This window comes from Nocardiopsis changdeensis (assembly GCF_018316655.1).
GTDB lineage: Bacteria > Actinomycetota > Actinomycetes > Streptosporangiales > Streptosporangiaceae > Nocardiopsis > Nocardiopsis changdeensis.
This window is the reverse complement of sequence record NZ_CP074133.1, coordinates 5,590,274-5,615,371: the sequence shown is the minus strand read 5'-3', so window position 1 is coordinate 5,615,371 and position 25,098 is coordinate 5,590,274. Positions and strand designations below refer to the sequence as shown.

Sequence of the window (25,098 nt, the reverse complement as noted above, 5' to 3'; positions counted from 1 at the left end):
TACGTTTCGTGACTTTTGCGATGCCGATCACATCGCACAAAGGACGCCATTTGGTCACGGGGGTGGTGTCCGCCACACTCCGCGGGCTACCTTGTCGTTCTATTAGGAAACTTTCCTAATAGAACAGGCCGGGCGCATTCCGCGCACCCCGGCCCTTCCCCCGTCCTTCCGCCCCCCGTTACCGACGAGCCCCCGCTCCCCTCCGACAGCCCCACCTCCCGCTCGAAGGAGACTCGTGGCCACCGAAATCGCGGCATCGCCACCGCCGCCGGAAGCCGGGACCACGGCGCCGCCCGGCGGCGCCCCCCTCTCCCTGCCCCTCCGGATCTGGCGCCACTACGCCCTGGTCAAGGTCCGCAAAGCGGTCGTCGTCGTCTTCGTCGTCGCCAACGTGACCTTCTTCCTCGGCCGCGCCATGCCCGGAGACCCCATCGACGTCATGGCCGGCCGCCTCACCCAGGGCGGGATGAGCCTGGAGGAGGCGCGGATCATCGCCGCCAACTCCCTGGCCTACGACCCCGACGCGCCCCTGTGGTCGCAGTGGTGGGACTTCATCGTCGGCCTGGCCACCTTCGACATGGGCATGACCATCAACCGGCCCGGGTTCACCGTCGCCGAGTCGATCGGCGCCTACCTGCCCTGGACCCTGTTCAGCATCGGCGTGGGCACCCTCGTCTCCATCACCCTGGGCCTGGCGCTGGGCATGGTGATGGCCTACCGCCGCAACCGCCTGCTGGACCACGTCCTCAGCGTCGTCGCCTCCGTGCTGGGCGCCATCCCCAACTACCTCATCGCGATGCTGCTGGTCGTCGGCGGCGGCATGTACCTGAGCTGGTTCAACCCCATCGCGCTGCGCGGCACCCTCAGCCCCGGCGTCGAGCCCGGGTTCAGCGCGGAGTTCGTCGGCGACGCCCTGTACCACGCCGGACTGCCGATCTTCACCTACGTGCTGGCCATCATCGGCACCTGGATGCTCGTCATGAAGGCCTCCACCACCGAGGTCCTCAGCGAGGACTACGTGACCGTCGCCCGGGCCCGGGGCCTGCGCGACCGCCGCATCGCGACGTCCTACGTCGGGCGCAACGCCATCCTGCCGCTGGTCGCGCAGATCGCCATCTCCTTCGGAACCCTCGTCGGCGGCGCGATCTTCGTCGAGCAGGTCCTGGTCTACAAGGGGGTCGGCGGCCTGCTGCTGGACGCGGTCAACTACCGCGACTACCCGCTCCTCCAGGGCCTCCTGGTCGTCCTCACCACCTGCGTGGTGGCCGCCAACCTCATCGCCGACCTGCTCTACAGCAGGCTCGACCCGCGCATCCGGAAGTAGGAGACCATGGCAGTCAGTACCGCCGCCCCCGGCGGAGCCGGGGTCTGGGGCGCCATCTGGCACGGCGTCACCCGCAGCACCAGCGGATTCGTCGGGCTGTGCATCGTCGTCGGCGTCCTCCTGTTCGCCTTCGTCGGCCCCTTCTTCGTCGACACCGACAACCCGACCGACGTCACCAAGATCTGGGGCCCGATCACCGCCGAGCACTGGCTCGGCACCAACCACGAGGGCAAGGACACCTTCGTCCAGCTGGTCCTGGGCGGCCGCGAACCCATCTGGGTGGGCATCGTCGCCGCGCTGATCACCGTCGCCATCGCCGTCGTCCTGGGCGGGATCGCCGGCTACGTGCGCGGCCGGATCGACCACTTCCTGCTCCAGCTCACCGACATCACGATGACCATCCCGTTCATCGTCCTGATGCTGGTCGTGGCGTCCTTCTACCGCACCGCCTCGCCGATGGTCGTCGCCTTCATCATCGGCCTGGTCACCTGGCCCTACCTCATGCGCTCCATCCGCGCCCAGGTGCTCACCCTGCGCGAACGCGAGTTCGTCGAGGCGGCCCGGCTCCAGGACCTGGGCACCGCGCGCATCCTCTTCGCCGAGGTGCTGCCCAACATGGCCGGCTACATCTTCGTCAACTTCATCATCGCGATCACCAACGCGATCTACGCCGTCGTCGGCATGTACCTGCTGGGACTGCTGCCCAGCACCGCCGCCAACTGGGGGCTGATGATCCAGCAGGCCTGGGACAACAACGCCTTCCTGGTCCCCTCGGCCGCGCCGTTCCTGGTCGCCCCGATGGTGATGATCATGCTCTTCCAGATCGGCCTGGTCACCATGACCCGGTCCCTGGAGCAGGCCCTCAACCCACGACTCCGGGACAGGTGAGCCACGTGACCGCTTCCCACGCAGCGCCGGCCCCGGCCGAGGGGCCGCTGCTCTCCGTCCGCGGCGTCGACGTCGGCTACCGCACCGGTCGGCGTACACAGGTGACCGCCGTCCACGGCGTCTCCTTCGACCTCTACCCCGGCCAGTCCATGGCCCTGGTGGGGGAGTCCGGCTGCGGCAAGACCACCCTGGGCCTGGGGCTGCTGCGCCTGCTGCCGCGCACCGGCGTCGTCTCGGCCGGGGAGATCCTCTTCCGCCGCAAGGACGGGCGCACCGTCGACGTCCGCTCCCTGGCCAGGGAGGACCTGCGCCGGTTCCGCTGGAGCGAGGCCGCCATGGTCTTCCAGGGCGCGATGAACGCCTTCAACCCGGTGCTCAAGATCGAGGACCACTTCGTCGACACCTTCCGCGCACACGAGACCGGCCGCGCCCGCCGCCGCTCCGCGATCCGGGAGGAGTCGGCCGCCCTGCTGGAGATGGTCCGGCTGGACCCGGCCCGGGTCCTGGACGCCTTCCCGCACGAGCTGTCCGGCGGCATGCGCCAGCGCGCCCTCATCGCCCTGGCCCTGGCGCTGAAACCGCAGCTGCTCATCCTGGACGAGCCCACCACGGCCCTGGACCTGCTCACCCAGCGGGCCATCGTCGAGCGCCTGTCCGAGCTGCGCGAGGAGCTGCGCTTCTCGATGGTCTTCATCACCCACGACCTGGGACTGGCCGCCGAACTCGCCGACCGCGTCGGGACGATGTACGCGGGCCGCCTCATCGAGACCGGCACCACTCGCGACATCTTCTACCGGCCGCGCCACCCCTACACCTCGGCTCTGATCAACTCCGTGCCCCCGGTCAGCGGCGACCTGGTCGTCCCCGAGTCCCTGCCCGGCGGCCCGCCCGGCCTCTCCTCCCTGCCTCCGGGCTGCTCCTTCGCCCCCCGCTGCAGGCACGCCGCCGAGCGGTGCCGCGAGACCCGCCCGGAGCTGGAGGTCCTGCACACCCGCGGCGACGGCCTCAGCCACGCCGCCGCCTGCCTGCGTACCCGCGAACTCGCCGCCGAGGGGGTCACCCGTGATTGACCGTTCCGTGCCCGCGCCCGCCCCGGCCGCCGGGGCGGCCGCCCCCGGCCCCGACCCCGCCCCGGTGCTGAGCCTGCGCGGCGTGCACCAGGTCTTCCCCAGCGCGCGCGGCGACGTGCCCGCCGTCGCGGGGGTCGACCTGGAGGTCCGCCCGGGCAAGGCCCTGTGCCTGGTGGGGGAGTCCGGCTGCGGCAAGACCACCACCGCCCGGATGGCCGCCGGGCTGGCCGACCCCACCGCCGGGTCGGTGCTGTTCCGCGGCCGCGACATCACCGCCATGGACAAGAAGGAGCGCTCGGGGTTCCGGCGCGCGGTCCAGTACATCCACCAGGACCCCTACGCCTCCCTCAACCCGGTGCGCACCGTCTACTCCACGGTCTCCGCCGGGCTGCGCCGCCACCGCATGGTCGCCGACCACAGGGAGGCCCGCAGGGTCACCGCCGAACTCCTGGAACGGGTCGACCTCACCCCGGCCGCGGACTTCATCGACAAGTACCCGCACCAGATGTCCGGCGGCCAGCGCCAGCGCGTCGCCATCGCCCGGGCCCTGGCGATGAACCCCGAGGTGATCATCGCCGACGAGTCCACCTCCATGCTCGACGTCTCCATCCGGGTCAGCCTGCTCAACACCCTGGGCCGGCTGCGCGACGACCTGGGCGTCGGCTTCCTGTTCATCACCCACGACCTGGCGGTGGCCAAGTACTTCGCCTGGGAGGGCGAGATCGCCGTCATGTACCTGGGCAAGGTCGTCGAACACGGCCCCACGCCCCGGGTGGTCAACGACCCGCGGCACCCCTACACCCGGGCGCTGATCTCGGCGGTCTGCGAACCCGACCCCGACCTGGCCCGGACCAAGGAGCGGATCCGGCTGCGCAGCGCGGACATCCCCGACCTGACGGCCCTGCCCCCCGGCTGCGACTTCCACCCGCGCTGCCCCCTCTACGCCCCGGGGGAGTGCGACACCCTCCGGCCGCCACTGGTGCGCGGCCATGACCGACTTCTCGCCTGCCACGTGGCCGGCCAGGGGTGAGCGGATGCTCCTCATCGGCCGTTTCGGCCTTCTCGTCGGAGCCTTCCTCGCCCTGGCCGCCGGCCTCACGGCCCTGCTGAATCCCCCCGGCACAGCCGAGTTCGTGATCAGCGTCGTCACCGTCGTGATCGGCCTGACCGTGCTCTCCCTCGGACTGCTCGCCGTCCTCATCGAAAGGAAGCGCCAGGAATGACCCTCACCCCCGACCGCAACACCCTCCTGCAGGACCTCAGCCGCAGGAGACTCCTCAAGGCCGTCGGCTTCGGCGCGGTCGGCGTCGCCGGAGCCAACGTCCTGGCGGCCTGCGCCGGCGGCGACAACGCGTCCAACGCCGTCGCGGGCCAGTTCACCGGCGTCTACGACTACGACATCGACGCACAGACCCGCAACGTCGCCGTTGAGGACGGCGCGCTGCTCATGAACTCGGTCTACGCCGACCTGTTCCTGCCCGCGGGCGGGTTCTACAACTGGAAGACCCACGAGTGGGACTACCTGCTCATGGAGAACGCGGTCTGGGAGGGCGACGACCTCATCGTCAGCCTGCGCCCCGGCCTGAAGTGGAGCGACGGCACCGACCTGAACGCCGACGACCTGCACCAGAACTTCGCCATCCGCGTCCTGGAGGCCCCGGCCTGGTCCATCGGCTTCCCGCAGATCACCGAGCTGGAGAAGCTGGACGACCTCAGCGTCCGGGCCCGCTTCGACAACCCGTTCCCCGGCATCGAGCTCCAGGTCATCGACCACCGCCTCTTCTCCAAGTCCACCTACGGCGACTTCGGCGAGCGCGCCATCGCGATGGTCGCCGACGGGGTCCGCCAGGGCGACGACGAGCACAACGAGTTCAACGCCGAGTTCATCGCGTTCAACCCCACCGACGTCATCTGCAGCGGCCCGTACAAGTTCGACCCGGCCCAGACCGCCGACGCGCGCATCACCCTGGTGCGCAACGAGGACGGGTACCAGGGCACCGAGGTCGCCTTCGACGAGGTCGTCATCCACAAGGGGGACAACCGGCAGGCCTCCCTGCTCATCCAGCAGGGCGAGGTGGACTACTCCACCCTGGCGACCTCCGCCGCGGACCAGCAGGCGTTCCAGAGCGTGGAGGGCCTGCGCTGGATCGAGCACCCCGGCTACGACGGCTGCGGCCTGATGTTCAACTACCAGAAGAAGCCGGAGCTGAAGGACGTGCGCGTCCGCAAGGCGCTGGCACACCTGTTGGACAGCGACCAGATCGGCCAGGTCGCGCGCGGCGAGGCCTACACCCGCGTCAACTACTACGCCGGCCTGGTGGACATGCAGGCCGAGCAGGTCTTCAGCCAGGAGGAGCTGGCCGGGTTCGCGACCTACGACCTGGACCACGACAAGGCCACCGAGCTGCTGGAGGAGGCGGGCTGGACCAAGCAGGACGGGATCTGGCACCTGCCGGACGGCGAGCCGGCCTCCTTCGAGGTCGTCGGCGTGGTCGGCTGGGGCGACTTCGAGCTCACCGCCACCCAGGTCGAGGAGGCGTGGAACGACTTCGGCATCCAGACCACGGCGTCCAACGTCCCCGCCGACAACCCCTGGGGCATCTGGGCCGCCGGCGACTTCGAGGTGGCCGTGCGCCACTGGGGCAACCCGGAGATCCCGTCCTACTGGGGCGCCTTCCAGATGAACTTCCTGGTGGAGAACGCGCGCACCGGGGACACCCCGGGCCAGGACTTCGACCTCAAGGTGGACAGCCCCAGCCAGGGCGAGGTGGACCTGGAGGCCCTGGTGGAGGTCGCCAAGACCGCGCCCACCGAGGAGGAGCAGATCGAGGCGGTGAGGACGATGGCGATCGTCTTCAACGAGCTGCTGCCGCGCATCCCCGTCTGGACCTACAAGTACCTGGCCCCCGCCCTGGAGGGGGTCCGTGTGGCGAAGTTCGACGACGACCACCCGGCGTCGCAGAACCAGATCTACATGGACAACCACGTCATCCTGTCGCTCATCCAGGGCGACCTGAAGCCGGTCGAGTAGCCGCCCGCCGGAGGTGGGAGTGACCTCCGGGGCACCCGGGGCGGGCCCTGCACGGGCCCGCCCCGTTTTCGGTCCCGAGGTCAGGACGCTTTTATGTCGGCTACCGGCTCTCCGTAAGCGATCTTGCTCCCAAAAGCCGCTACAGTGCTTTTCCGAGGCGTTCGCGGCGATCCTCGCAAAGTGTCGTGGCCCCTGCCCCGTGTGCGCCGTACGTCCGGCCGCCCCCACCCACTCCCGGATATGGAAGGACTGCTCTCCTCCCATGACCAAAGAGCTGTACGACCTCGGTGAGATGCCTCCACTGGGACACGTGCCCGAACGCATGCACGCGATGACGATCAGAGCGGAGCGCTACGGCCCTCCCGAAGAGGCGTTCGCGCACGAGATCGTCCCCGTTCCGAAGGTCGGACCGGGCCGCGTCCTCGTCTACACCATGACGGCCGGCATCAACTACAACAACGTCTGGGCCGCCCTGGGCCGCCCCGCCGACGTGATCGCGGCCCGTCGCAAGCTGGGGGAGCCCGAGGACTACCACGTCGGGGGTTCCGACGGCGCGGGCATCGTCTGGGCGGTGGGCGAGGGCGTCACCGGCCTGGAGGTCGGCGACCACGTGATCCTGTCCCCGGGGGACTGGGACGAGCGTTCCGACGACATCCGCCAGGGCCGCGACCCGGCGGCCTCGCGCAGCATGCGGGCATGGGGCTACGAGTCCAACCACGGCTCCTTCGGCCAGTTCTGCCTCGTACGCGACGTGCAGTGCCACCCCAAACCCGAGCACCTGACCTGGGAGGTGGCCGGAGGGTTCCTGGCCGCGGCGGCCACCGCCCACCGCCAGCTGTTCGGCTGGCAGCCCCACACCGTCCGACCCGGCGATCCCGTGCTGGTGTGGGGCGGGGCGGGCAGCCTGGGGGCCTTCGCGACGCAACTGGTCCGCAACGCGGGCGGACGCGCGGTCGCGGTGGTGTCCACCGAGGAGAAGGCCCGGGTGTGCCGGGACCTGGGGGCCGTCGGGACGATCCTGCGGACGGAGTTCGACCACTGGGGCCGTGTGCCCGAGGACGACGATCCCGCTTACCGGCACTGGGCCGACGGAGTGCGCGCCTTCGGCCGCCGGTTCTGGGAGGAGCTGGGGGAGCGGCGCTCGCCCAGGATCGTGTTCGAGCACAGCGGTGCCGACACCCTGCCGACCTCTCTCTACCTCTGCGACAACGAGGGCATGGTGGTGACCTGCGGGGCCACCTCCGGGTACCGCTCCGACATCGACCTGCGCTTTCTCTGGATGCGCCTCAAACGGCTCCAGGGATCGCACTTCGCCACGACGGCGGACTGCCGCATCGTGACCGACCTGGTGGCGCGGGGCCTGCTGGACCCCTGTGTGTCCTCGGTCGTGGGTTTCGACGAGATCGGCACCGCGCACCAGGAGATGCACGACAACGTTCACCCGTGGGGCAACCGGGTGGCGCGGGTCAACGCTCTCGGATAGTCCGGCCCAGGTGTGAAAAACCAGACAGATGACTTAAAAGTGACTATAGTCTGAAAGCGGAAATATGTAACAAATCAGGTGCCCACCCGCCTCCCGGGACGCCTTCCGATCCTTGTTCTGCCAGGTCGGAGGCGTTGTCCGGTCCGGTTTTCCGTGGCTTCTCCGAATCGTCTGCCAAGCCGGTCCACCTTTGTTAGTCTGACGAACCGAACGACGATTACCGGCGGAAGTGCAGGAATTCGTGCGGGCCGTGGGTGCTCGTCCCCCGACGGGGCAACCGTCCCGTACCCGAGCTGGGACGGTGCGTCCACCTGAACCGAGGAGACGAGACAGTGGCACAGGCGCCACCGCCGGCAGACGGCTCCGCACCCCGGTCCCCCGCGGACGGGTCGAAGGCGTCGGCGGGGGAGGAGCCCGAAGTCAGGCGAGAGGGGCGTTTCCGCCGAGCCATCTACCGTATGGTCAGGATCCAGGAAAACCGCTCCATGGAGACCGAGCAAGGAAGTCCCGTGCATCAGCCCGTGCATCCGCACTCGCAGGAACCCGGCCGCCACTCGGACCGGGACAGCGGTCGGTATGCCGCCGGGTCCTCGCCCGCCGCCGGAGAGGCGAAGGCGGGCGGCGACAGCGCCGCCCCCAAGGAAGTCCCTCCCGCGGAGCGACCCGTCGGCCCCTTCTCCGGCTCCGCGGAGAACGGCTACCGGCCGACCTCCCGCGTCGGCGGCCCCAACCCCTACACCACCGCTCGCCGCGTCGAGGTCGACGACGTCGCACCTGACGCCATGCCCGTCGGCCAATGGCGCGGTGCCGGACTCGACGAGCCCGAACCGCGCACGCCCGAAGTCACCGCTCCGACGGAGCGCGACCGGTCCGAGCAGGAGGCCCCGGTGCGGACCCCGTCCGCACCCGCGGACCAGGCCCCGCCCGCGACCGGAGCAGCGTCGGAGCACCCCCACACGGAGCAATTCGAGGCCCCTGTGTCATTCACCCCTGCATCCTCCTCGTCGGAGGCACCGCTGCCCGAGCCCGCCCGCCACGAACCGCCCCGTGAGGACCGGCGCAGCCGCTCCCCGGAGAGAGAGGGCGGGGCCGAACCCCGCCCGACGGCCGATCCGGCTCCCGCCTTCGACCGGCGGTACCGCCAGGACACCTGGTCCGGGTACCGTTCCCCGGCGGACGACGACCGTCGGCTCCCGCCCGACGGCACCGGCCACACGGGCCCCTACGATCGCGGACGCTCCGAGCGCGCCGCCGTGCCCGGCGATCGCGTCCCCCCGCCCGAGGGCCAGCGCTACGAGCGTGCGTCCTGGGACGACCGCTACCGGGACCCCTACGCGCCGCAGGAGCCCCGCGCGGACCGCTACGACGCCTACGCCGACCGCGGCCGGCGCGGCCATGACGGCTACGGTCCCGGCGGCCACGGTCCGCAGGGCTACGGTCCGGACCCGAGGGCGCCGCGTCCGGAGGACTACCGGACCCCGCCGCCCCAGCGGCCCGACTACCCCTATCCGCCGCAGGCCCCGATGGCCTATCCGTACCCCGTGTACCCGGCCCCCCTGGCACAGCCGATGCCCTACCCCAACGTCTACCCGGCGCCCTTCCAGCCGCCCGGTTACGTGGTCCAGGGCCAGCCGGTGTTCTACCCGGGACAGGCCAACCCCTACGGCCAGCCGGTCCAGCACGTCATCGTGTTCACGGCGGGGCAGCCCCCGCAGGTGATCACCGCCGACACCGCCGCCACCCTGTTCGCCGAGCAGGCGTCGGCCACCGAGGTCGGTGAGGACAAGGCCCTCACCCGCGCCGAACCCGAGGAGGAGGCGGCCACCGCTCCCGAGGAGGAGGCCGGGGCCGAGCCGGAGGCGATCACGCCCTCCGAACCCGTCGCGGAGCAGGAGGAGTCCGAGGCCCCGACCGCTCCCGGATCCGAGGCGCTCGACGCGGTCCGCGCGGCGGCCCTGGTGACCGAGAGCGGCGACGGTCTGCTCAACGAGGCCCTGGCCGGTCTGGCCATGCGCGACCTCTCCCTCGTCGACGCCCTTCTGGAGATGGTCGAGGAACTGGAGTCCGACGCACAGGACCCGGACCTGCTCGAAAAGCTCTTCCAGATCGACAACTTCGCGACCCGGATGCGGCGCAACGGGGAGAACTTCCTGGTGCTCACCGGACATGACGGCGGCGAATCGGACGCCCACGACGAGATCGTCCCGCTTCTCGACGTATCCCGCGCAGCGGTGTCCGAGATCAAGGACTACCCCCGCGTCATGCTCGGCAAGCTTCCGCAGACCTCCATCACCGGTATGGCGGCCGACGACATCAGCCACCTCCTGGCCGAGCTGCTCGACAACGCCACCGCCAACTCGCCGGAGCACTCCCAGGTCGTCATCAGCGGCCAGGAGATGGATGACGGCCGCCTCATGGTCATCGTCGAGGACGAGGGAGTGGGCATCCCCGACAGGCAGCTCGCCGAACTCAACGAGCGCCTGTCCGGGGAACCCGTGCTCGACGAGGAGGTCCCCCGCCACATGGGCCTCTATGTCGCCAGCCGGATCGCCCAGAAGCACGGGTTGGAGGCCAAACTCGAATCCCGGGCCTTCCGCGGGGTGAGCGCCTACGTGATCATCCCCAAGGAGCTGTTGCGCGTGGCCACGCCGCGGACCCCGGGGCAGCAGCGCACCTCGGCGGTTCCGTCGGGCCCCGTCGCTCCGCGCGCCGCCGCCCCCGCCGCTCCGCCGTCCACCACCGCCAACGGCAGCGCCCCGAAGGCCAAGGACACCGGCACGGCGGGCGGCCAGGGCACCTCCACCATCACCGCGGCCGGCCTGCCCCGGCGCAGCGCCACCCCGCACGGCTCCCCGCTGCGCATGATGCCGCGCCCCGAACCGGGCGGTACCCCGCGCAAGCGCGAGGACACGCCACCCAAACTCACCGGTGAGGCCCGGGCCGAACAGATCCGGGACGAACTGGGCGACTTCCTCGAGGGCGAGCGCGCGGCCCTGGAGGGTGAGGACCTCGACGGCAGCACGGACGATCCGGGCGGAAAGGCCGAGAAGTGAACGGTCTCCTCCCGCCGCGCCCGTCCGCGGGCGCGGACTCCTCCCACACCCCTTTGATACTCGGCCCAGGCAGGTAGAGCATGACTGAATCCGTGAACGACAGTGTTGAGAACTTCTCGTGGCTCATCGACCGGTTCGTCCGCGACGTGCGCGGTGTCGAGCACGCCGTCGTGGTCTCCTCCGACGGCCTGGTCCTCACCCACTCCAGCGACTTCCCCGAGGAGCACGCCGAGCAGCTCGCCGCCATCGCCAGCGGGCTCCACAGCCTGGCCGTGGGCGGGGCGAGCCTGTTCCAGCGCGGGGAGTGCGAGCAGCTGCTCGTGCGCTTCAACCACGGGCACCTGTTCATCATGGCGATCAGCGACGGCTCCTGCATGGCGGTGCTCACCGCCCCCGGGACCGAGCTGAAGATCGTGGGCTTCCAGATGGCCAAGCTCGTCGAGAACGTCGCCCACGTCCTCACGCCGCAGCTGCGCTCGCAGCTGCGCGAAGTCATCCAGAACTGACGACGGTGACCCGTTACGGTTCAGCAGGAATGAGGTTGCCACGTCAATGAGCTTCCGCAGGCGAAGGAGTAACCGCGTTCGCCCGTTCACCTTCACCGGTGGGCGGACGCGGTCGCGGCATCCGCTGATGGTGCAGACCCTGGTCTCGACCTCCGAGCCCGGGCAGGAGCCTCCTGGCACCCTCATGCCGGAGTCGATCAGTATTTACAAGCTGTGCCGGGAGACCCGGTCGCTGGCCGAGATCTCGGCCGAGTTGGGCATTCCCCTGGGCGTCACCCAGGTTCTGGTCAGTGACCTGGCCGAGCAGGACCTGGTGTACATCCACCCGACCATCACCGGCAGCAGTCCATCGGAAAACCAGGTTCTGGAGAGGGCTCTTCGTGGTCTCGAACGACTTTTCCAGTGACAAGCGGTCCAATCGCAAGAAGATGTCGAGCAAGATCGTCATCGCCGGCGGCTTCGGCGCCGGCAAGACGACTCTGGTGCGCTCGGTGTCGGAGATCCCGCCCGTCACAACCGAGGCGATCATGACCGAGGCGAGCATCGGTCACGACGACACCTCGATCACCCCCGACAAGACGACCACCACCGTCGCGATGGACTTCGGCCGCATCACCATCGACGACGAACTCGTCATGTACATGTTCGGCACACCGGGCCAGGCGCGGTTCTGGTTCATGTGGGACGATCTCGTCAGGGGCGCGGTGGGCGCCGTCGTCGTGGTCGACTGCCGTCGGCTGGCGGACTCCTTCGACGCCGTCGACTACTTCGAGACGAACAAGCGCATCCCCTACATCGTGGCGCTGAACCGGTTCGAGGGGCAGCTGGACTACACGGCCGAACAGGTCCGCGAGGCCCTGGAGGTCAGTCCGGAGGTTCCCATCATCGACTTCGACGCCCGCCAGCGGCTGTCCGGGGGAGAGGTCCTCAAGGCCCTCCTGCGGTACGCCCTGGAACACAACCGCGCCAGCGAGCCCGTCGCCTGACGGGCGGGAGGTCGCCCCGGCGTGCTCCCCCCGGTCGTCCCGAAGATTCCCCAGGAAAGTTAGCGACACATGCGCAAGATCCTCATCGTCGGCGCGGGCCACGCCGGCCTGCACTTGGCCCATGGGCTCCTCACCCACGGCTACGACGTCACGGTGATCACGGGGCAGTCCTCACTGGAGATCCGGACCGGCCGCCCCTCCATCTCCCAGTTCACCTTCCCCACCGCTCTGGAGTACGAGCGCAAGTTCAACCTGGACTTCTGGAGCGCGCTGTCCCCGCAGATCCGCGAGCAGAAGCTGTTCATGTACATGGGCGGTGCGCCGGTGGCCACGCTCAGCGGCAGCTCGCACCCGGGGAACGGGTACACGGTCTCGGTCGACCGGCGGGTGAAGATGGCCGACTGGCTGGAGTTCTTCGAGGACCGCGGTGGCAAGGTCGTCATCCACGGTGTCACCGTCACCGACCTCGACTACTTCTCCCGGATGTTCGACCTGATCGTCGTGGCCGTCGGCCACGGGGAGCTGGGCCAGCTCTTCGCCAACGACACCAGCCGCTTCAGCGGGACCCGGCCCAGGTCCATTGCCCAGGCCTACATCTACGATGTCTGGCCCGATCCCAACGAATCCGAGAACATCGGTTGGGCGGCCGTCACGCAGGAGGCCGGCAACATCATCTTCATCCCGGCTCTGAGCCAGGAGGGCCCCTGCCACAGCCTGCTCATGGTCGACAAGAAGGGCAGTCCGATGGACGCCTGGCCCGACAGGCCCGGCCCGGAGGAGCAACTGCGGCGCATGAAGGACCTGACCCGCAAGTACGCCCCGGAGTTCTTCGACCGGGTGCGCGATGCGGAGCTGGTCGACGGCCGCAGCACACTGGTCGAGGACCTGACCCCGCAGGTGCGCAACCCCGTGGGCACCCTCCCCTCCGGGGGCAAGGTCCTGGGCATGGCCGACGTGGTCGTGACCATGGACCCGTTCGTCGGGCAGACGTGGAACAACTCCACCCGCTGTGCCGAGGCGTACCTGGAGGGCATCCTGGCGCACGAGGACCGGCCCTTCGACGAGGACTTCATGGTCTCGGCGTTCGAGAGCTTCTGGAGGTTCGGCCAGGACAACCAGATGTGGGCGGAGTTCGCCTCCACCATGTGGGAGGCGGACCTGCCCGACTACCTCCAGAACGTCATGGGAGCCGCCTCCCAGTACCGCGAGATCGCCGACCGCTGGATCCAGGGGTGGGATTGCCCCTCCGATTACAAGAGCTGGTTGTTCGATCCGGAGGAGGCGCAGAAGTACATCGCCGAGGTCGTGGCCAGGCACGGAGGCTGAGGCGCGAGTCCCGTAGCGTTCCGGGGCGACCACGAATTCCGGCCCGGTGCCCCCTGGGGGCACCGGGCCTTTTGTGTTGCGCGATACGGATGTGATAGAGGGCGCCGGCATCCGTTCGGTGAAGTCCGAATTGCGTGTCCGAAAAACATCTTTCGTTGTCAGGGGTTGTGAGCGGGGGATACGCTTATTCAGGTTGGTGCCTGTTAGTCCCAAATGGTCACTCGTGAGCCTTGCCTCTCCTCGGCGCAGAACCCGGCGTACCCCCGTTTCGTCGGACGCCTTCACCTGGGAAAAGAGCGCATGGCGTGCAAGTGCACGGGCGGATGCGAGCTCATTCGGCACGGGCGCTTCGGCAACCCCGGGCCGGACGAGCAGACGAGAGTGAGAGGCAGCGATCGTGAGCGGCGGATCGGCCGGGGCTCCCACCCCGGTTCCCTGGGAACCCATCGCCATCGTCGGGATCTCCTGCAGGTTGCCCGGTGCACCGGACCCGGACTCCTTCTGGCGCCTGCTCTCGGAGGGACGTGAGGCCATCGTCCCCCCGCCGGACCGCCTGGGACCGGCACCGGCCGAACGGGGCCCGGGCTGGGGCGGCTACCTGGACGACGTCTTCGGTTTCGACGCGGAGTTCTTCGGGATCTCCCCGCGGGAGGCGGAGGCCATGGACCCCCAACAGCGTCTGATGCTGGAACTGAGCCGTGAGGCCGTCGAGCACGCGCGCATCGCTCCGGGTTCTCTGAGAGGAACCCGGGTGGGGGTTTTCGTCGGCGCCATCGCCGCCGACCACGCCCTGCTGTACGACCGGGCCGGGCGCGACGCCCTCACCCGGCACAGCCTCACCGGTACCCACCGGAGCCTGATCGCCCACCGGGTCTCGCACACCCTGGGGCTGCGCGGTCCCAGCATGACCCTCGACGCCGGACAGGCATCCTCCCTGGTGAGTGTGCACTCGGCGGTGCAGAGCCTGCGCAGTGGCGAGTCCGACGCGGCGCTCGCCGGGGGTGTCAGCCTCATCCTGGTCCCGGAGGGCACCGAGGCCGTGTCGCGGTTCGGCGGCCTCTCCCCCCAGGCCCGCTGCCACACCTTCGACGCCCGGGCCGACGGTTACGTGCGGGGCGAGGGGGGCGCCGTCGTGATGCTCAAGCCCCTCGCCCGGGCCCTGGCCGATGGCGACCGCATCCACGCGCTCGTCCACGGCGGAGCGGTCAACCACTCCGGGGGCGGCGGCTTCCTCACCCGTCCCACCCCCGAAGGGCAGGCCGAGGTCATCCGGGCCGCGCTGGAGGACGCCGGGCAGCGGCCGGACCGGGTCGGCCATGTCGAACTGCACGGCACGGGCACCCCCGTGGGCGACCCGGTGGAGGCCCGGGCCCTGGGCGAGGTGTTCGCCCCGGGCCGCACCGACCCGCTCCGTGTGGGATCGGCCAAGACCAACGTCGGCCACCTGGAGGGGGCCGCCGGCATCGTCGGCTTCGTCAAGACGGTACTCGCCCTGGAGCACCGGACCCTGCCGCCCTCCCTCAACTTCTCCGAGCCCCATCCCGACATCGACCTCGAAGCCCTGCACCTGTCCGTGCAGACCGCCGATGAGCCCTGGCCGGCGCACGCGCCCCTGGCCGGGGTCTCCGCGTTCGCGATGGGCGGGGCCAACTGCCATCTGGTGCTGGGGCCCGCCCCCCTGCCCGAGCCCGGGGCCGCCGAGCACAGGTCCACGGCCGGACCAAGGGTGCTGGACCCCGTTCCTTGGGTGCTGTCGGCCCGCTCGCAGGCCGCGCTGCGGGAGCAGGCGTCCGCCCTGCACGCGCATGTCTCCTCACGGACCGGGACACGGCCGCAGGACGTGGGGTTCTCGCTGGCCACGACCCGGGACGTCTTCGAGCACCGGGCCGTGGTCTTCGCCTCCGACGAAGGCGGCGCCGGAGAGTTGGAGACCGTGCTGCACGACGGCAGGTCCGGCTTCGAGGCGGACACCGCCGGACCCGTCCTGGTCTTCCCGGGCCAGGGCGGCCAGTGGGCGGGCATGGGGCGCGGCCTGCTCTCCGGCGACGGAGTGCTCGCCCGGGCCTTCGCGCGCCGGATCCGCCAGTGCGAACGCGCCCTGGCACCCCACGTGGACTGGTCCCTGACGGCGGTGCTGCGCGGCGACCCCGAGGCCCCCGGCCTCGTCGGCCCGGGCGCCGGAGCCGAGGTCGTGCAGCCGGCACTGTGGGCGGTCATGGTGTCCCTGGCCCGGGCGTGGGAGGTGCTGGGGGTCCGACCGGCGGCCGTCGTCGGCCACTCCCAAGGGGAGCTGGCGGCGGCGTGCGTCGCCGGGGCGCTGTCCCTGGAGGAGGCGGCACGCGTCGTGGCCCTGCGCAGCAGAGCGCTCAGGGAACTGGCGGGCAGCGGGGCGATGGCCTCCCTGGGTGTGGCCGAGGCGGAGGCACGGGTCCTCACGGAGGACCTCCCGGACCTGTACGTCGCCGCGGTCAACGGGCCGCACGCGGTGGTGGTGTCGGGTGACCCGGAGTCGGTACGCGAGGCGGTGCGCCGGTGTACGGACAAGGGCTTGCACGGGGCCCTGGTGGACGTGGACTACGCCTCGCACTCGGTGCACGTGGAGCGCGTGCGCGCGACCCTGTTCTCCCAGCTGGGCACCGTGCGCTGGCGTCGGCCCCGCGTGCCCTTCTACTCCACGCTCACCGGAGGCGCTCCGGGGGCGGACCCGCTGCCCCTGGACGCCGCCTACTGGTACACGGGGCTCCGGGAACCGGTGCGGTTCGCCGCGGCCGTAGCTGCGCTCGCCGACGCGGGACACCGCACCTTCCTCGAGGTGGGGCCGCACCCGGTGCTCTCCCACGGGATCCGCAGCACTCTCGTGGACCGGAACGTGCAGGGCAGGGTCCTCGAAACGCTGCGCCGCGGTGAGGACGACGAGGCCCGGCTGCTCACGGCCGCGGCACGGGCGTTCACCGCGGGCATCGACATCGACTGGGCGGTGCTGTTCGAAGGGACGGACGCCCGACGCACGGATCTTCCCACGTACCCGTTCCAGCGGGAGCGGTTCGGTCCGCCGCCGGCGCCCGCGCCCTCACCCGCGGTCGAAGACACCGCGGAGAACGGCACCGGGGCGTGGCTCGATCCGGGCGTGGAGTTGGTGGACGGCCGCACGGTCTTCACCGCGCGGCTGGACCCCGCCGGCCTGCCCTGGCTCCGTGACCACCGGCTGTTCGGCCGGGCCGTGCTGCCCGCCGCGGCCCTGGCCGCACTGGTGCAGGATGCCGGTGCCACCGTGGGCGCCGGGGTCGTTTCCGACCTCCTCCTCGAAGAGCCCCTGGTCCTGCCGGGCGGTGACCGGGAGGTCGAGGCCCAGGTGACCGTCGGGGCCGCGGACGACCGAGGAGACCGGGAGGTCACCGTGCACACACGCGGCTCCCGGGCCTGGATCCGCCATGCCCGAGGGCACCTGGCGGCCGACGGGCCCGAAGGCGCCCGGGCCGCCGTGGCCACGACCGAGGCGACGTCCGCGGACACGGATCCGGACGAGGCCTACACGCGCCTGGCCGAGCAGGGCCGGGTGTACGGTCCACGCCTGCGCGGGCTGCGCCAGGTGTTCCATCGGAAGGACACCTTGCTGGCGCGAGTGGCCGTGCCTCGCGAAGCCGGTCCCTCTCCGGCCGGACTCCACCCGGTGCTCCTCGAATCGGCCCTGCACACGGCGCTGCTGTACGGGCCGGGTACGGACGGCCCGCTCCTCACCCCCGTCTCCTGGCGCGGACTGCGCGTCCGGGAGGACGCCGACCCGGTCGAGGTCTCGGTGGAACTGGAACGGCTGGGGCCGGACCGGTACCGGGTCATCGCCCAGGACACCGGCGGCGTACCGGTCCTCTCCGTGGACGAGGTCACCCTGGCCCCGATCCAGGCGCAGCCGCTTCCGCCCGCACCCGGCGACGAGCCGGAGCTCTACCGCCTGAGCTGGCAGCCCGTCCCGGCCCCCGGCCCCCTGGGCGCGGTCCCCCTCGACCTGCCGTCCCTCGACACCCTGGACCGGGACGGACCGGTGCCGGAGGTGGTCTATGCCGAACTCCCCGCACGCGCGGTGTACGCCGACCACGGAGCCGTGCCCGAAGCGGTCCGCGAAGGACTGGCCACAGCCCTCGCATCCGTGCGCCGGTGGCTGGGGGACGCGCGGTTCGCGCACGCCCGCCTGGCCCTGGTGACCTGGCGGGCCGTCGTGACCGGCCCCGACGACCGCGTCAGCGGGCTGGCGGCCGCCCCCGTGTGGGGCCTGCTGCGTTCGGTGCAGCGCGAATTCCCCGGTCGCCTGGTCCTCGTGGACTCCGACGGGTCGGAGAACTCCCACCGCGTCCTGCCCGGCGCGGTCCGCTCCGGGCACCCTCAGTCGGCGCTGCGCGCGGGGCAGGTCCTGGTCCCCCGGCTGGTCCGCGCGGTCGACGGACGCCACCCGGTCCCGCCTGCGGCCTCCTGGCGGCTGGGCACCCGCGAACCCGGGGCTCTGCACGACCTGGCGTTCCTGGAGGTCCCCGTCGTCCGACCGGGTACGGGCCAGGTGCGCGTCGCCGTGCGGGCGGCCGGGACGACCCACCGCGACGTTGCGGTCGGCCTGGGCCTGCGGGACGACCGGACCGGAGCGGGTATGGGCATCGAGGGCGCGGGCGTGGTCGTGGAGGTCGGTCCCGGCGTCGAGGGCCTGTCCGTAGGGGACCGGGTCGCCGGTGTGTTCACCGGGGCCTTCGGTCCGATGGCCCTGGCCGACCACCGCTGCCTGGTGCCGATTCCCGACACATGGGACTTCGCCGAGGCGGCCGCCGTCCCGGTGGCCTTCCTGACGGCCTACCACGCGCTGGTGAACGTGGCCGCAGTACGGCCGGGAGAGAGTGTCCTGGTGCACTCGGCCGCGGGCGGCGTCGGCATGGCCGCGGTCCAGCTGGCCCACCACATGGGGGCCAAGGTGTTCGGCACGGCCAGTCCGCACAAGTGGCCGGCGCTGCGCGAGATCGGACTGCCGGAGGAGCGGCTGGCCTCCTCGCGGGACCCGGGTTTCGAGCACACGCTGCGCAGGGCCAACGGCGGCCGCGGGCTGGACGTGGTGCTCAACTCGCTGACCGGGGAACTCGCCGACGCGTCTCTGCGCCTGCTGCGTTCCCCCGCGGACGGGGCCGGCCCGGGCGGGCGGTTCGTCGAACTCGGAGCCGAGGACGCGCGTTCGGAGTCCGACGTCTCCGCCGACCATCCCGGTCGCACCTACCTCACCTTCGACCTGCTCGAGGTCGAGCCGGAGCGCATCGGGCAGATGCTGGCCAGGGTCATGGAACTGCTCGCCACCGGTGTGGTGCGGCCCATCCCGGTGAACGTCCGCGACATCCGGGACGCCGGAGAGGCCTTCACCGCTCTGCGGCGGGGCGACACGGTCGGCCGGACGGTGCTGTCCCTGCCCGACCCGTTCCCCGCGGGGACGACCGTCCTGATCACCGGCGGCACCGGAGCCCTGGGACACCGGTTGGCCCGCCATCTCGTCGGGGCGTACGGGGTCGGCCACCTCACCCTCGTCGGGCGCCGCGGCGCGGCCGCCCCGGGACAGGATTCGCGTACCGCGGAATTGCGGTCTCTGGGCGCCGAGGTCCAGGTCAAGGCCTGCGACGCCGCGGACCGGGCCTCGCTCGAGCGCCTGCTCGCCGGACTGGACCGGCCGTTGGGCGCCGTGGTGCACACCGCGGACGTGGTCGACGGCGCAGGGATCCTGGAGGGCGACCCACAGCGGCTGGAGGAGGTCCTGCGGGCGAAGGTGGACGCGGCCTGGAACCTGCACGAACTGACCGCCGACCGCGACCTGGGGTCTTTCCTGCTGTTCACCTCGGCGGGCGGAGTCCTGGGCGCCCCCGGACGCTCCCATCACGCGGCCGCGGCGGTGTACTCCGATGCCCTGGCCCATTACCGGCGCGAGCGCGGACTGCCCGCCGTTTCGCTCGCCTGGGGCCTGTGGGGTGATCCGGAGGAGGGCGGGCCCGCGAGTGACGAGGCCACGGCAGGCGGAGTGCTGCGGCCCATGCCGCCGGACCGGGCACTGGCCAAGTTCGACGCCGCCCTGTACCTGGACCGGGACGCACTGGTCCCGGCGCTGCTCGACGCACACGGCCCCGACCTGCCGCTGCTGCACGGGCTGATCCCGTCCGCGCGCGGACGGCGCCGGGCCGTTCGGGACCCGCGGCCGCCGATGGTGCCCGTGGAGAGGACCGCCCCGTCGCGGGCTCCCGGTTCTCATGCCCTGGGCCCCCTCATCCCCGGCACTCTCGCCTCCCTGGCAGCGCACGAGCGGGAGAAGGTCCTGCTGGCCGAGGTCCGTGCCCGTACCGCAGAGGTCCTGGGGCACTCCGGCACGGGAGGGGTCCCCGACGACCGGGCCTTCCGCGACCTCGGACTGGACTCCATGGGCGGGGTGGAACTGCGCAACCGCCTGGCCCGGGCAACCGGGCTGGATCTGCCTCCCACGGCCGTGTTCGACCACCCCACCCCGCGGGCCCTGGCCCGCTTCCTGGCGCAGATCGCGGCACCCCTGCCGGCCGAGGCGCCCCCGTCCGACCCCGCTCGCGGGGAGACGGGCGACCCCGCGTACGACGACATCGACGACATGGGCGTGGACGAGCTACTGAACCTGGCCATGGGCTCCATGCACGATTCCCGACCCGACGGCGAACAGGAGACCGCCGATGGCTACCGATAACGATCAGAGCGCCAAACTCGTCGCCGCCCTGCGGTCGGCTCTGAAGGAGAACGCCCGGCTGCGGGAGCGCAACCGTGCTCTGGAGGCCGGACCCGAGCCCATCGCGATCATCGGCATGGCCTGCCGACTGCCCGGGGGCGTCGACTCCCCCGAAGACCTGTGGGACCTGGTCTCCCAGGGCCGGGAAGCGCTGGGCCCCCTGCCCCGCGACCGCGGCTGGGACCTGGACGCCCTGTCGGGCGCCGATGGGTCGCCACCGCTCTCCGCCACGGACCAGGGGGGCTTTCTGGAGGGGGTCGCCGACTTCGACGCGGACTTCTTCGGGATCTCGCCCAAGGAGGCCGCGGCGATGGACCCCCAGCAGCGGCACCTGCTGGAGGTCTCCTGGGAGGCCCTGGAGCGGGCGGGGATCGACCCCGCGTCCCTGGCCGACTCCGAGACCGGTGTCTACATGGGTGTCTCGGCCGCCGAATACGGTCCGCGCATGACCGAGGGGCCGCCGGAAGGGCACCTGCTCACGGGGACGTACCCCAGTGTCGCCTCGGGCCGGGTGGCGTACCAGTTGGGGCTGAGGGGGCCGGCGCTGACCGTGGACACGGCCTGCTCGTCGTCCCTGGTCGCCGTGCACCTGGCGGTCAGGGCACTGCGGGAGGGCACCTGCACGATGGCCCTGGCCGGAGGCGCCACGGTGATGAGCACCCCCGGCCTGCTCGCCGAGTTCACCCGCAAGCAGGGACTCGCCCCCGACGGCCGCTGCAAGGCGTTCGGCGCGGGCGCCGACGGTACCGGCTTCTCCGAGGGCGCCGGTGTGGTGGTCCTCGAACGGCTCTCGGACGCCCGCCGTAACGGGCACCCCGTGCTGGCCCTGCTCCGCGGCAGCGCGATCAACCAGGACGGCGCATCGAACGGGCTCACGGCCCCCAACGGCCCGGCCCAGGTGCGTGTGGTGCGCTCCGCACTGGACGACGCCGGCCTGGGCCCCACCGAGGTCGACGCCGTGGAAGCCCACGGGACCGGGACCACCCTCGGCGATCCGATCGAGGCCCGGGCCCTCATCGAGGCGTACGGCCCCGGCCGGGAGCGGCCGCTGGTGATCGGCTCGCTCAAGTCCAACATCGGCCACACCCAGGCGGCGGCCGGGGTGAGCGGTCTGATCAAGGCCGTGTGCGCCCTGCGCCACGGTTCGGTCCCGCCCACCCTGCACGCGGACGAGCCCACTCCGCACGTGGATTGGTCCGGCGGAACGGTCGTCGCGGCCACGACCACGCGACCTCTGGAGGGTTCGGGCCGGCCGGCGAGGATGGGCGTGTCCTCGTTCGGGATCAGCGGGACCAACGCCCACGTCATCATCGAGTCGGCGGCCGTGGAGGAACCGCCGACCGCCGACACCGCCGACCCGGCGGCGGACCTGCCGTTCGTGATGTCCGCGCGCACCGGTGCGGCCCTGCGCGCCATGGCCCTTCGCCTTGCCGACCACGTGCGCGGAGCCGACGGGCGGGTCGCTCCGGCGGCCACGGCGCGAGCCCTGGCGACCACACGCGCAGGCATGGAGCACCGCGCGGTGGTCCTGGCCCGGGACAACGGCTCCCTGGCGGCCGGCGCGGCGGCTCTGGCCGCCGGCACCCCTGACCCGCGTGTGGTGACCGGCCGTGTCCGCTCCGGCGCGGGGACCGCCTTCGTCTATCCCGGGCAGGGTGTCCAGCGCCCGGGCATGGGCCGGGACCTGTACCGGGCCCACCCCGCCTTCGCCCGGTCCCTGGACGAGCTGGCGGACGCCTTCGACCAGTACCTGGACCGGCCGCTGCGTTCGGTCATGTGGGCCGAGCCGGGAACGGCCGACGCCGCCCTGCTCGACGAGACCCTTTACACACAGGCGGGGGTGTTCACGATCGGGGTGGCGCTCACACGCCTGCTGGAGACCCTGGGGCTGGTCCCGGACTTCGTGTTCGGCCATTCCGGCGGCGAACTGGCCGCCGCCCACGTCGCCGGCGTGCTCTCCCTGGAGGACGCCGTGGCACTGATGGCCTCCCGCGGCCGGACCATGCAGGACCTGCCGCAGGGCGGTGCCATGGTCGCCGTCCAGGCCGCCGAGGACGAGGTTCGTCCGCTGCTGGCCGGTACAGGGGGAGCGGTGTCCATCGCAGCGGTCAACTCGCCGCGGGACGTGGTGCTCTCCGGCGAGGAGGCCGCAGTCACGGCCCTGGCGGAGCGCTTGGCGCATGCGGGCCGCAGGACCAGGCGGCTGAGGATCCCGCTCGCGTCCCACTGCGCGCTCGTCGATCCCGCCCTCGAGCCGTACGGGAAGGTCGCCGACTCGCTCACCTACCATCCGCCGCGCCTGCCGATCGTGTCCAATCTGAGCGGGGTCCGGGCCGGGGAGGAGATGCTCACCGGCCACTACTGGGTGCGGAACATGCGTGAGGCGGTCCGCTTCTCCGACGGGGTCGCCCACCTGTACGAGGCGGGCGTCGGCGAGTTCGTCGAGGTGGGACCCGAGAGCGCCCTGGCGTCCATGATCACCGCCTCCCTGCCCGAGGGCGCCCCGGCCCAGGCCACCGCTCTGCTCGGCGGAAGGCTGCCCGAGACACGCCTGCTCACCGAAGGGCTCGCGGCGTTGTACACCCGCGGCGCACCGGTCGACTGGACAGGGCTGCTGCCCGGCGCCGCCCGGACCGCCGACCTGCCCACATACCCCTTCCAGAGGCGCCGTTACTGGATGAGTCCGCCTTCCGAGGGCCGGGTCGTCGTCGAGACGGGTGCTGCCGCGGCACCGGACCGGGGCCGTTCCTACCAGGACGCCTGGGTCCCCGTCTCCACCGGATCCTCTGCCACCGTGCCAGGGACATGGTTGCTGTTCGAACGCGGGGACCGTGACCCCGCCGTGTCCGCCTGTGTGGCCTCATTGGAGCGCAGGGGACACACGGTCACCCCCGTGTCCCTCGCGGGACCGGCCGACCGGGCCACCGTCGTACCGGCCGTGAGCGGCCGGCTCGCCGGAGCCCTGCTCGCCACCGCCCTCGCTCCGGCCCTCGAAGGGCCGTCCCTCCCCTCGGAGACGACGGCGCACCGCGACGCCGTCGCCGTCCTCCAGGCGCTCGGGGACGCCGGCACCGCCGCTCCGCTGTGGTGCCTCACCCGGGGGGCGGTCACCGCGGGGAGAGAGGTCACCGACCCGGCCGGGGCACTGCTCTGGGGACTGGGCACCGTGGCCGCCAGGGAGCACCCGGACCGCTGGGGAGGCCTGGTCGACCTGCCGGCGGCGGACGGCCACGGCGCGGGAGAGGTCCTGGCCGAGATCCTCGACGGCGGTGTCGAACGCGGCGAGGACCGGTTGGCCGTCCGCGACGGCCGCGTGTTCGCCCGTCGGCTCGCCGCCGCGCCCCTGGACACGACCGCGCCCGTCCGGGACTGGAAGCCCCGCGGAACGGTGCTCGTCACCGGTGGGACCGGCGGGCTGGGAGCCCGGACGGCCCAGTGGCTGGCCGAACAGGGGGCGGAACACCTCCTGCTCGTGAGCAGGCGCGGCCCCGACGCCCCGGGCGGCACCGCGCTGGCCGACCGTCTGCGCGCCGCAGGAGCCCGGGTGAGCCTGGTCGCCTGTGACGTGGCCGACCGGGACGCACTCGCCCGGGTCCTGGCCGACATCCCGGAGGACGCCCCCCTCGACGCGGTCTTCCACACCGCGGCGGAACTCGACGACGCGGCACTGGACAACCTGCGGCCCGAGCAGATCGGGAACGCACTCCGGGTCAAGGCGGACGGTGCCGTGCACCTGCACTCGCTGACCCGGCACCTGGACCTGTCGGCCTTCGTCCTGTACTCCTCGGTGACGTCCCTGCTCGGCATGGAGGGACAGGGCAACTACGCACCCGGCAACGCCTTCTGCGAAGCCCTGGCCCACCACCGCCGGGCACAGGGCCTGCCGGCCACCTCGGTCTCCTGGGGGACCTGGGCCGACTCCGGGATGGCCGAACGGGAGGGGGTGACGGCGCTCCTGCGCGGTCACGGCCTGCCCGCCATGGCCCCCGAAAAGGCGCTCCGCACCCTACGACAGGGGCTGGACCGGGACGTCACCGCGCTCGCCATCGCCGAGGTCGACGGGTCCGCCCTGCGCTCGTTCCGCGTCGGCGAACGGCGCAACCCGCTGGTCGAGGGCCTGTACCCCCCGGCCGGAGGGGAGGCACGCGAACCCGCCGACGCCCCCGGAAGCCTCACCGAACGGCTGGCCGGACGTGACCGCGCCGGTCGGGTCCTGAGCCTCACGGAACTCGTGTGCGACCAGGTCGCCGCGGTGCTCGGACACACCTCCGGAGCGGAGGTCGAGGCCGACCGGAACCTGAAGGACCTGGGCCTGGACTCCGCCTCCGCGGTCGTCCTGCGCAACCGGCTCAGCGGTCTGACCGGGCTGCGCCTGCCCGCCGCGATCGCCTTCGACCGACCCTCGTGCGCGGCCCTGGCCCGCGACATCGAGGAACGGATGTTCGGCGATCCCGAACAGGCCGTCATGACCGGACTGGACGGGTTGGAGGCGGCCCTGCGGGAGTTCGACGGGGCCGACGGGCGCCGGGAGGCGGTGGCCGACCGCCTCCGGCGGCTCCTGGACCGGCTGTCCCCGCCACCCCTGGAGCAGGCGGACGTCGACCGGGATCTGGAATCGGTGTCCCGGGAGGAGCTCTTCGCCTTCATCGACGACACCCTGCGCGACTGACC

14 protein-coding genes are annotated in these 25,098 nt (G+C 71.8%); all 14 read left to right on the top strand.

The genetic code is table 11. The features are described from left to right. Nucleotides 1–235 precede the first annotated feature (235 nt). The 14 genes from KGD84_RS25270 to KGD84_RS25205 all read left to right on the top strand — a co-directional run bounded on the left by KGD84_RS25270 (nucleotide 236) and on the right by KGD84_RS25205 (nucleotide 25,096). On the top strand, nucleotides 236–1,324 hold the full coding sequence (locus KGD84_RS25270) for an ABC transporter permease (RefSeq protein ID WP_220562857.1): 1,089 nt from the start codon (nucleotides 236–238) through the stop codon (nucleotides 1,322–1,324). Between the two features lie 6 nt (nucleotides 1,325–1,330). Beyond that, on the top strand, nucleotides 1,331–2,212 hold the full coding sequence (locus tag KGD84_RS25265; protein ID WP_220562856.1) for an ABC transporter permease: 882 nt from the start codon (nucleotides 1,331–1,333) through the stop codon (nucleotides 2,210–2,212). Between the two features lie 5 nt (nucleotides 2,213–2,217). Beyond that, complete coding sequence (locus tag KGD84_RS25260) at nucleotides 2,218–3,282, top strand: ABC transporter ATP-binding protein (protein WP_220562855.1); 1,065 nt, start codon at nucleotides 2,218–2,220, stop codon at nucleotides 3,280–3,282. Beyond that, nucleotides 3,275–4,312 (top strand): ABC transporter ATP-binding protein, encoded by a 1,038-nt coding sequence (locus tag KGD84_RS25255; protein WP_370634589.1) that lies wholly within the window; start codon nucleotides 3,275–3,277, stop codon nucleotides 4,310–4,312. Before KGD84_RS25260 ends, KGD84_RS25255 begins: the two co-directional genes overlap by 8 nt. Before the next feature lie 4 nt (nucleotides 4,313–4,316). Then, nucleotides 4,317–4,505 (top strand): hypothetical protein, encoded by a 189-nt coding sequence (locus tag KGD84_RS25250; protein WP_220562854.1) that lies wholly within the window; start codon nucleotides 4,317–4,319, stop codon nucleotides 4,503–4,505. Beyond that, nucleotides 4,502–6,313 carry an ABC transporter substrate-binding protein gene (locus KGD84_RS25245; RefSeq protein WP_220562853.1) on the top strand — a complete coding sequence of 604 codons (1,812 nt, stop codon included), beginning with the start codon at nucleotides 4,502–4,504 and terminating at the stop codon, nucleotides 6,311–6,313. Before KGD84_RS25250 ends, KGD84_RS25245 begins: the two co-directional genes overlap by 4 nt. 262 nt (nucleotides 6,314–6,575) lie before the next feature. Further along, nucleotides 6,576–7,796: a crotonyl-CoA carboxylase/reductase gene (gene ccrA, locus KGD84_RS25240; RefSeq protein ID WP_220562852.1), complete on the top strand. Its 1,221-nt coding sequence runs from the start codon at nucleotides 6,576–6,578 to the stop codon at nucleotides 7,794–7,796. Between the two features lie 509 nt (nucleotides 7,797–8,305). Further along, nucleotides 8,306–10,849, top strand: coding sequence for a sensor histidine kinase (locus KGD84_RS25235; protein WP_255646795.1), 2,544 nt, complete (start codon nucleotides 8,306–8,308; stop codon nucleotides 10,847–10,849). 80 nt (nucleotides 10,850–10,929) lie between these two features. Continuing rightward, nucleotides 10,930–11,355 carry a roadblock/LC7 domain-containing protein gene (locus tag KGD84_RS25230; protein ID WP_220562850.1) on the top strand — a complete coding sequence of 142 codons (426 nt, stop codon included), beginning with the start codon at nucleotides 10,930–10,932 and terminating at the stop codon, nucleotides 11,353–11,355. Between the two features lie 46 nt (nucleotides 11,356–11,401). After that, nucleotides 11,402–11,761: a DUF742 domain-containing protein gene (locus KGD84_RS25225; protein ID WP_220562849.1), complete on the top strand. Its 360-nt coding sequence runs from the start codon at nucleotides 11,402–11,404 to the stop codon at nucleotides 11,759–11,761. 22 nt (nucleotides 11,762–11,783) lie between these two features. Next, entirely contained in the window at nucleotides 11,784–12,341 is a 558-nt protein-coding gene (locus KGD84_RS25220) for a GTP-binding protein (protein WP_260697157.1), read from the top strand. A 69-nt stretch (nucleotides 12,342–12,410) separates the two neighbouring features. Next, nucleotides 12,411–13,667 carry a styrene monooxygenase/indole monooxygenase family protein gene (locus tag KGD84_RS25215; RefSeq protein ID WP_220562848.1) on the top strand — a complete coding sequence of 419 codons (1,257 nt, stop codon included), beginning with the start codon at nucleotides 12,411–12,413 and terminating at the stop codon, nucleotides 13,665–13,667. Nucleotides 13,668–14,118: 451 nt separating this feature from the next. Continuing rightward, on the top strand, nucleotides 14,119–20,388 hold the full coding sequence (locus tag KGD84_RS25210) for a type I polyketide synthase (protein WP_277615512.1): 6,270 nt from the start codon (nucleotides 14,119–14,121) through the stop codon (nucleotides 20,386–20,388). Next, nucleotides 20,375–25,096, top strand: a complete 4,722-nt coding sequence (locus KGD84_RS25205) for a type I polyketide synthase (RefSeq protein ID WP_220562846.1) — start codon at nucleotides 20,375–20,377, stop codon at nucleotides 25,094–25,096. The genes KGD84_RS25210 and KGD84_RS25205 overlap by 14 nt, the downstream gene beginning before the upstream one ends. Nucleotides 25,097–25,098: the final 2 nt, after the last annotated feature.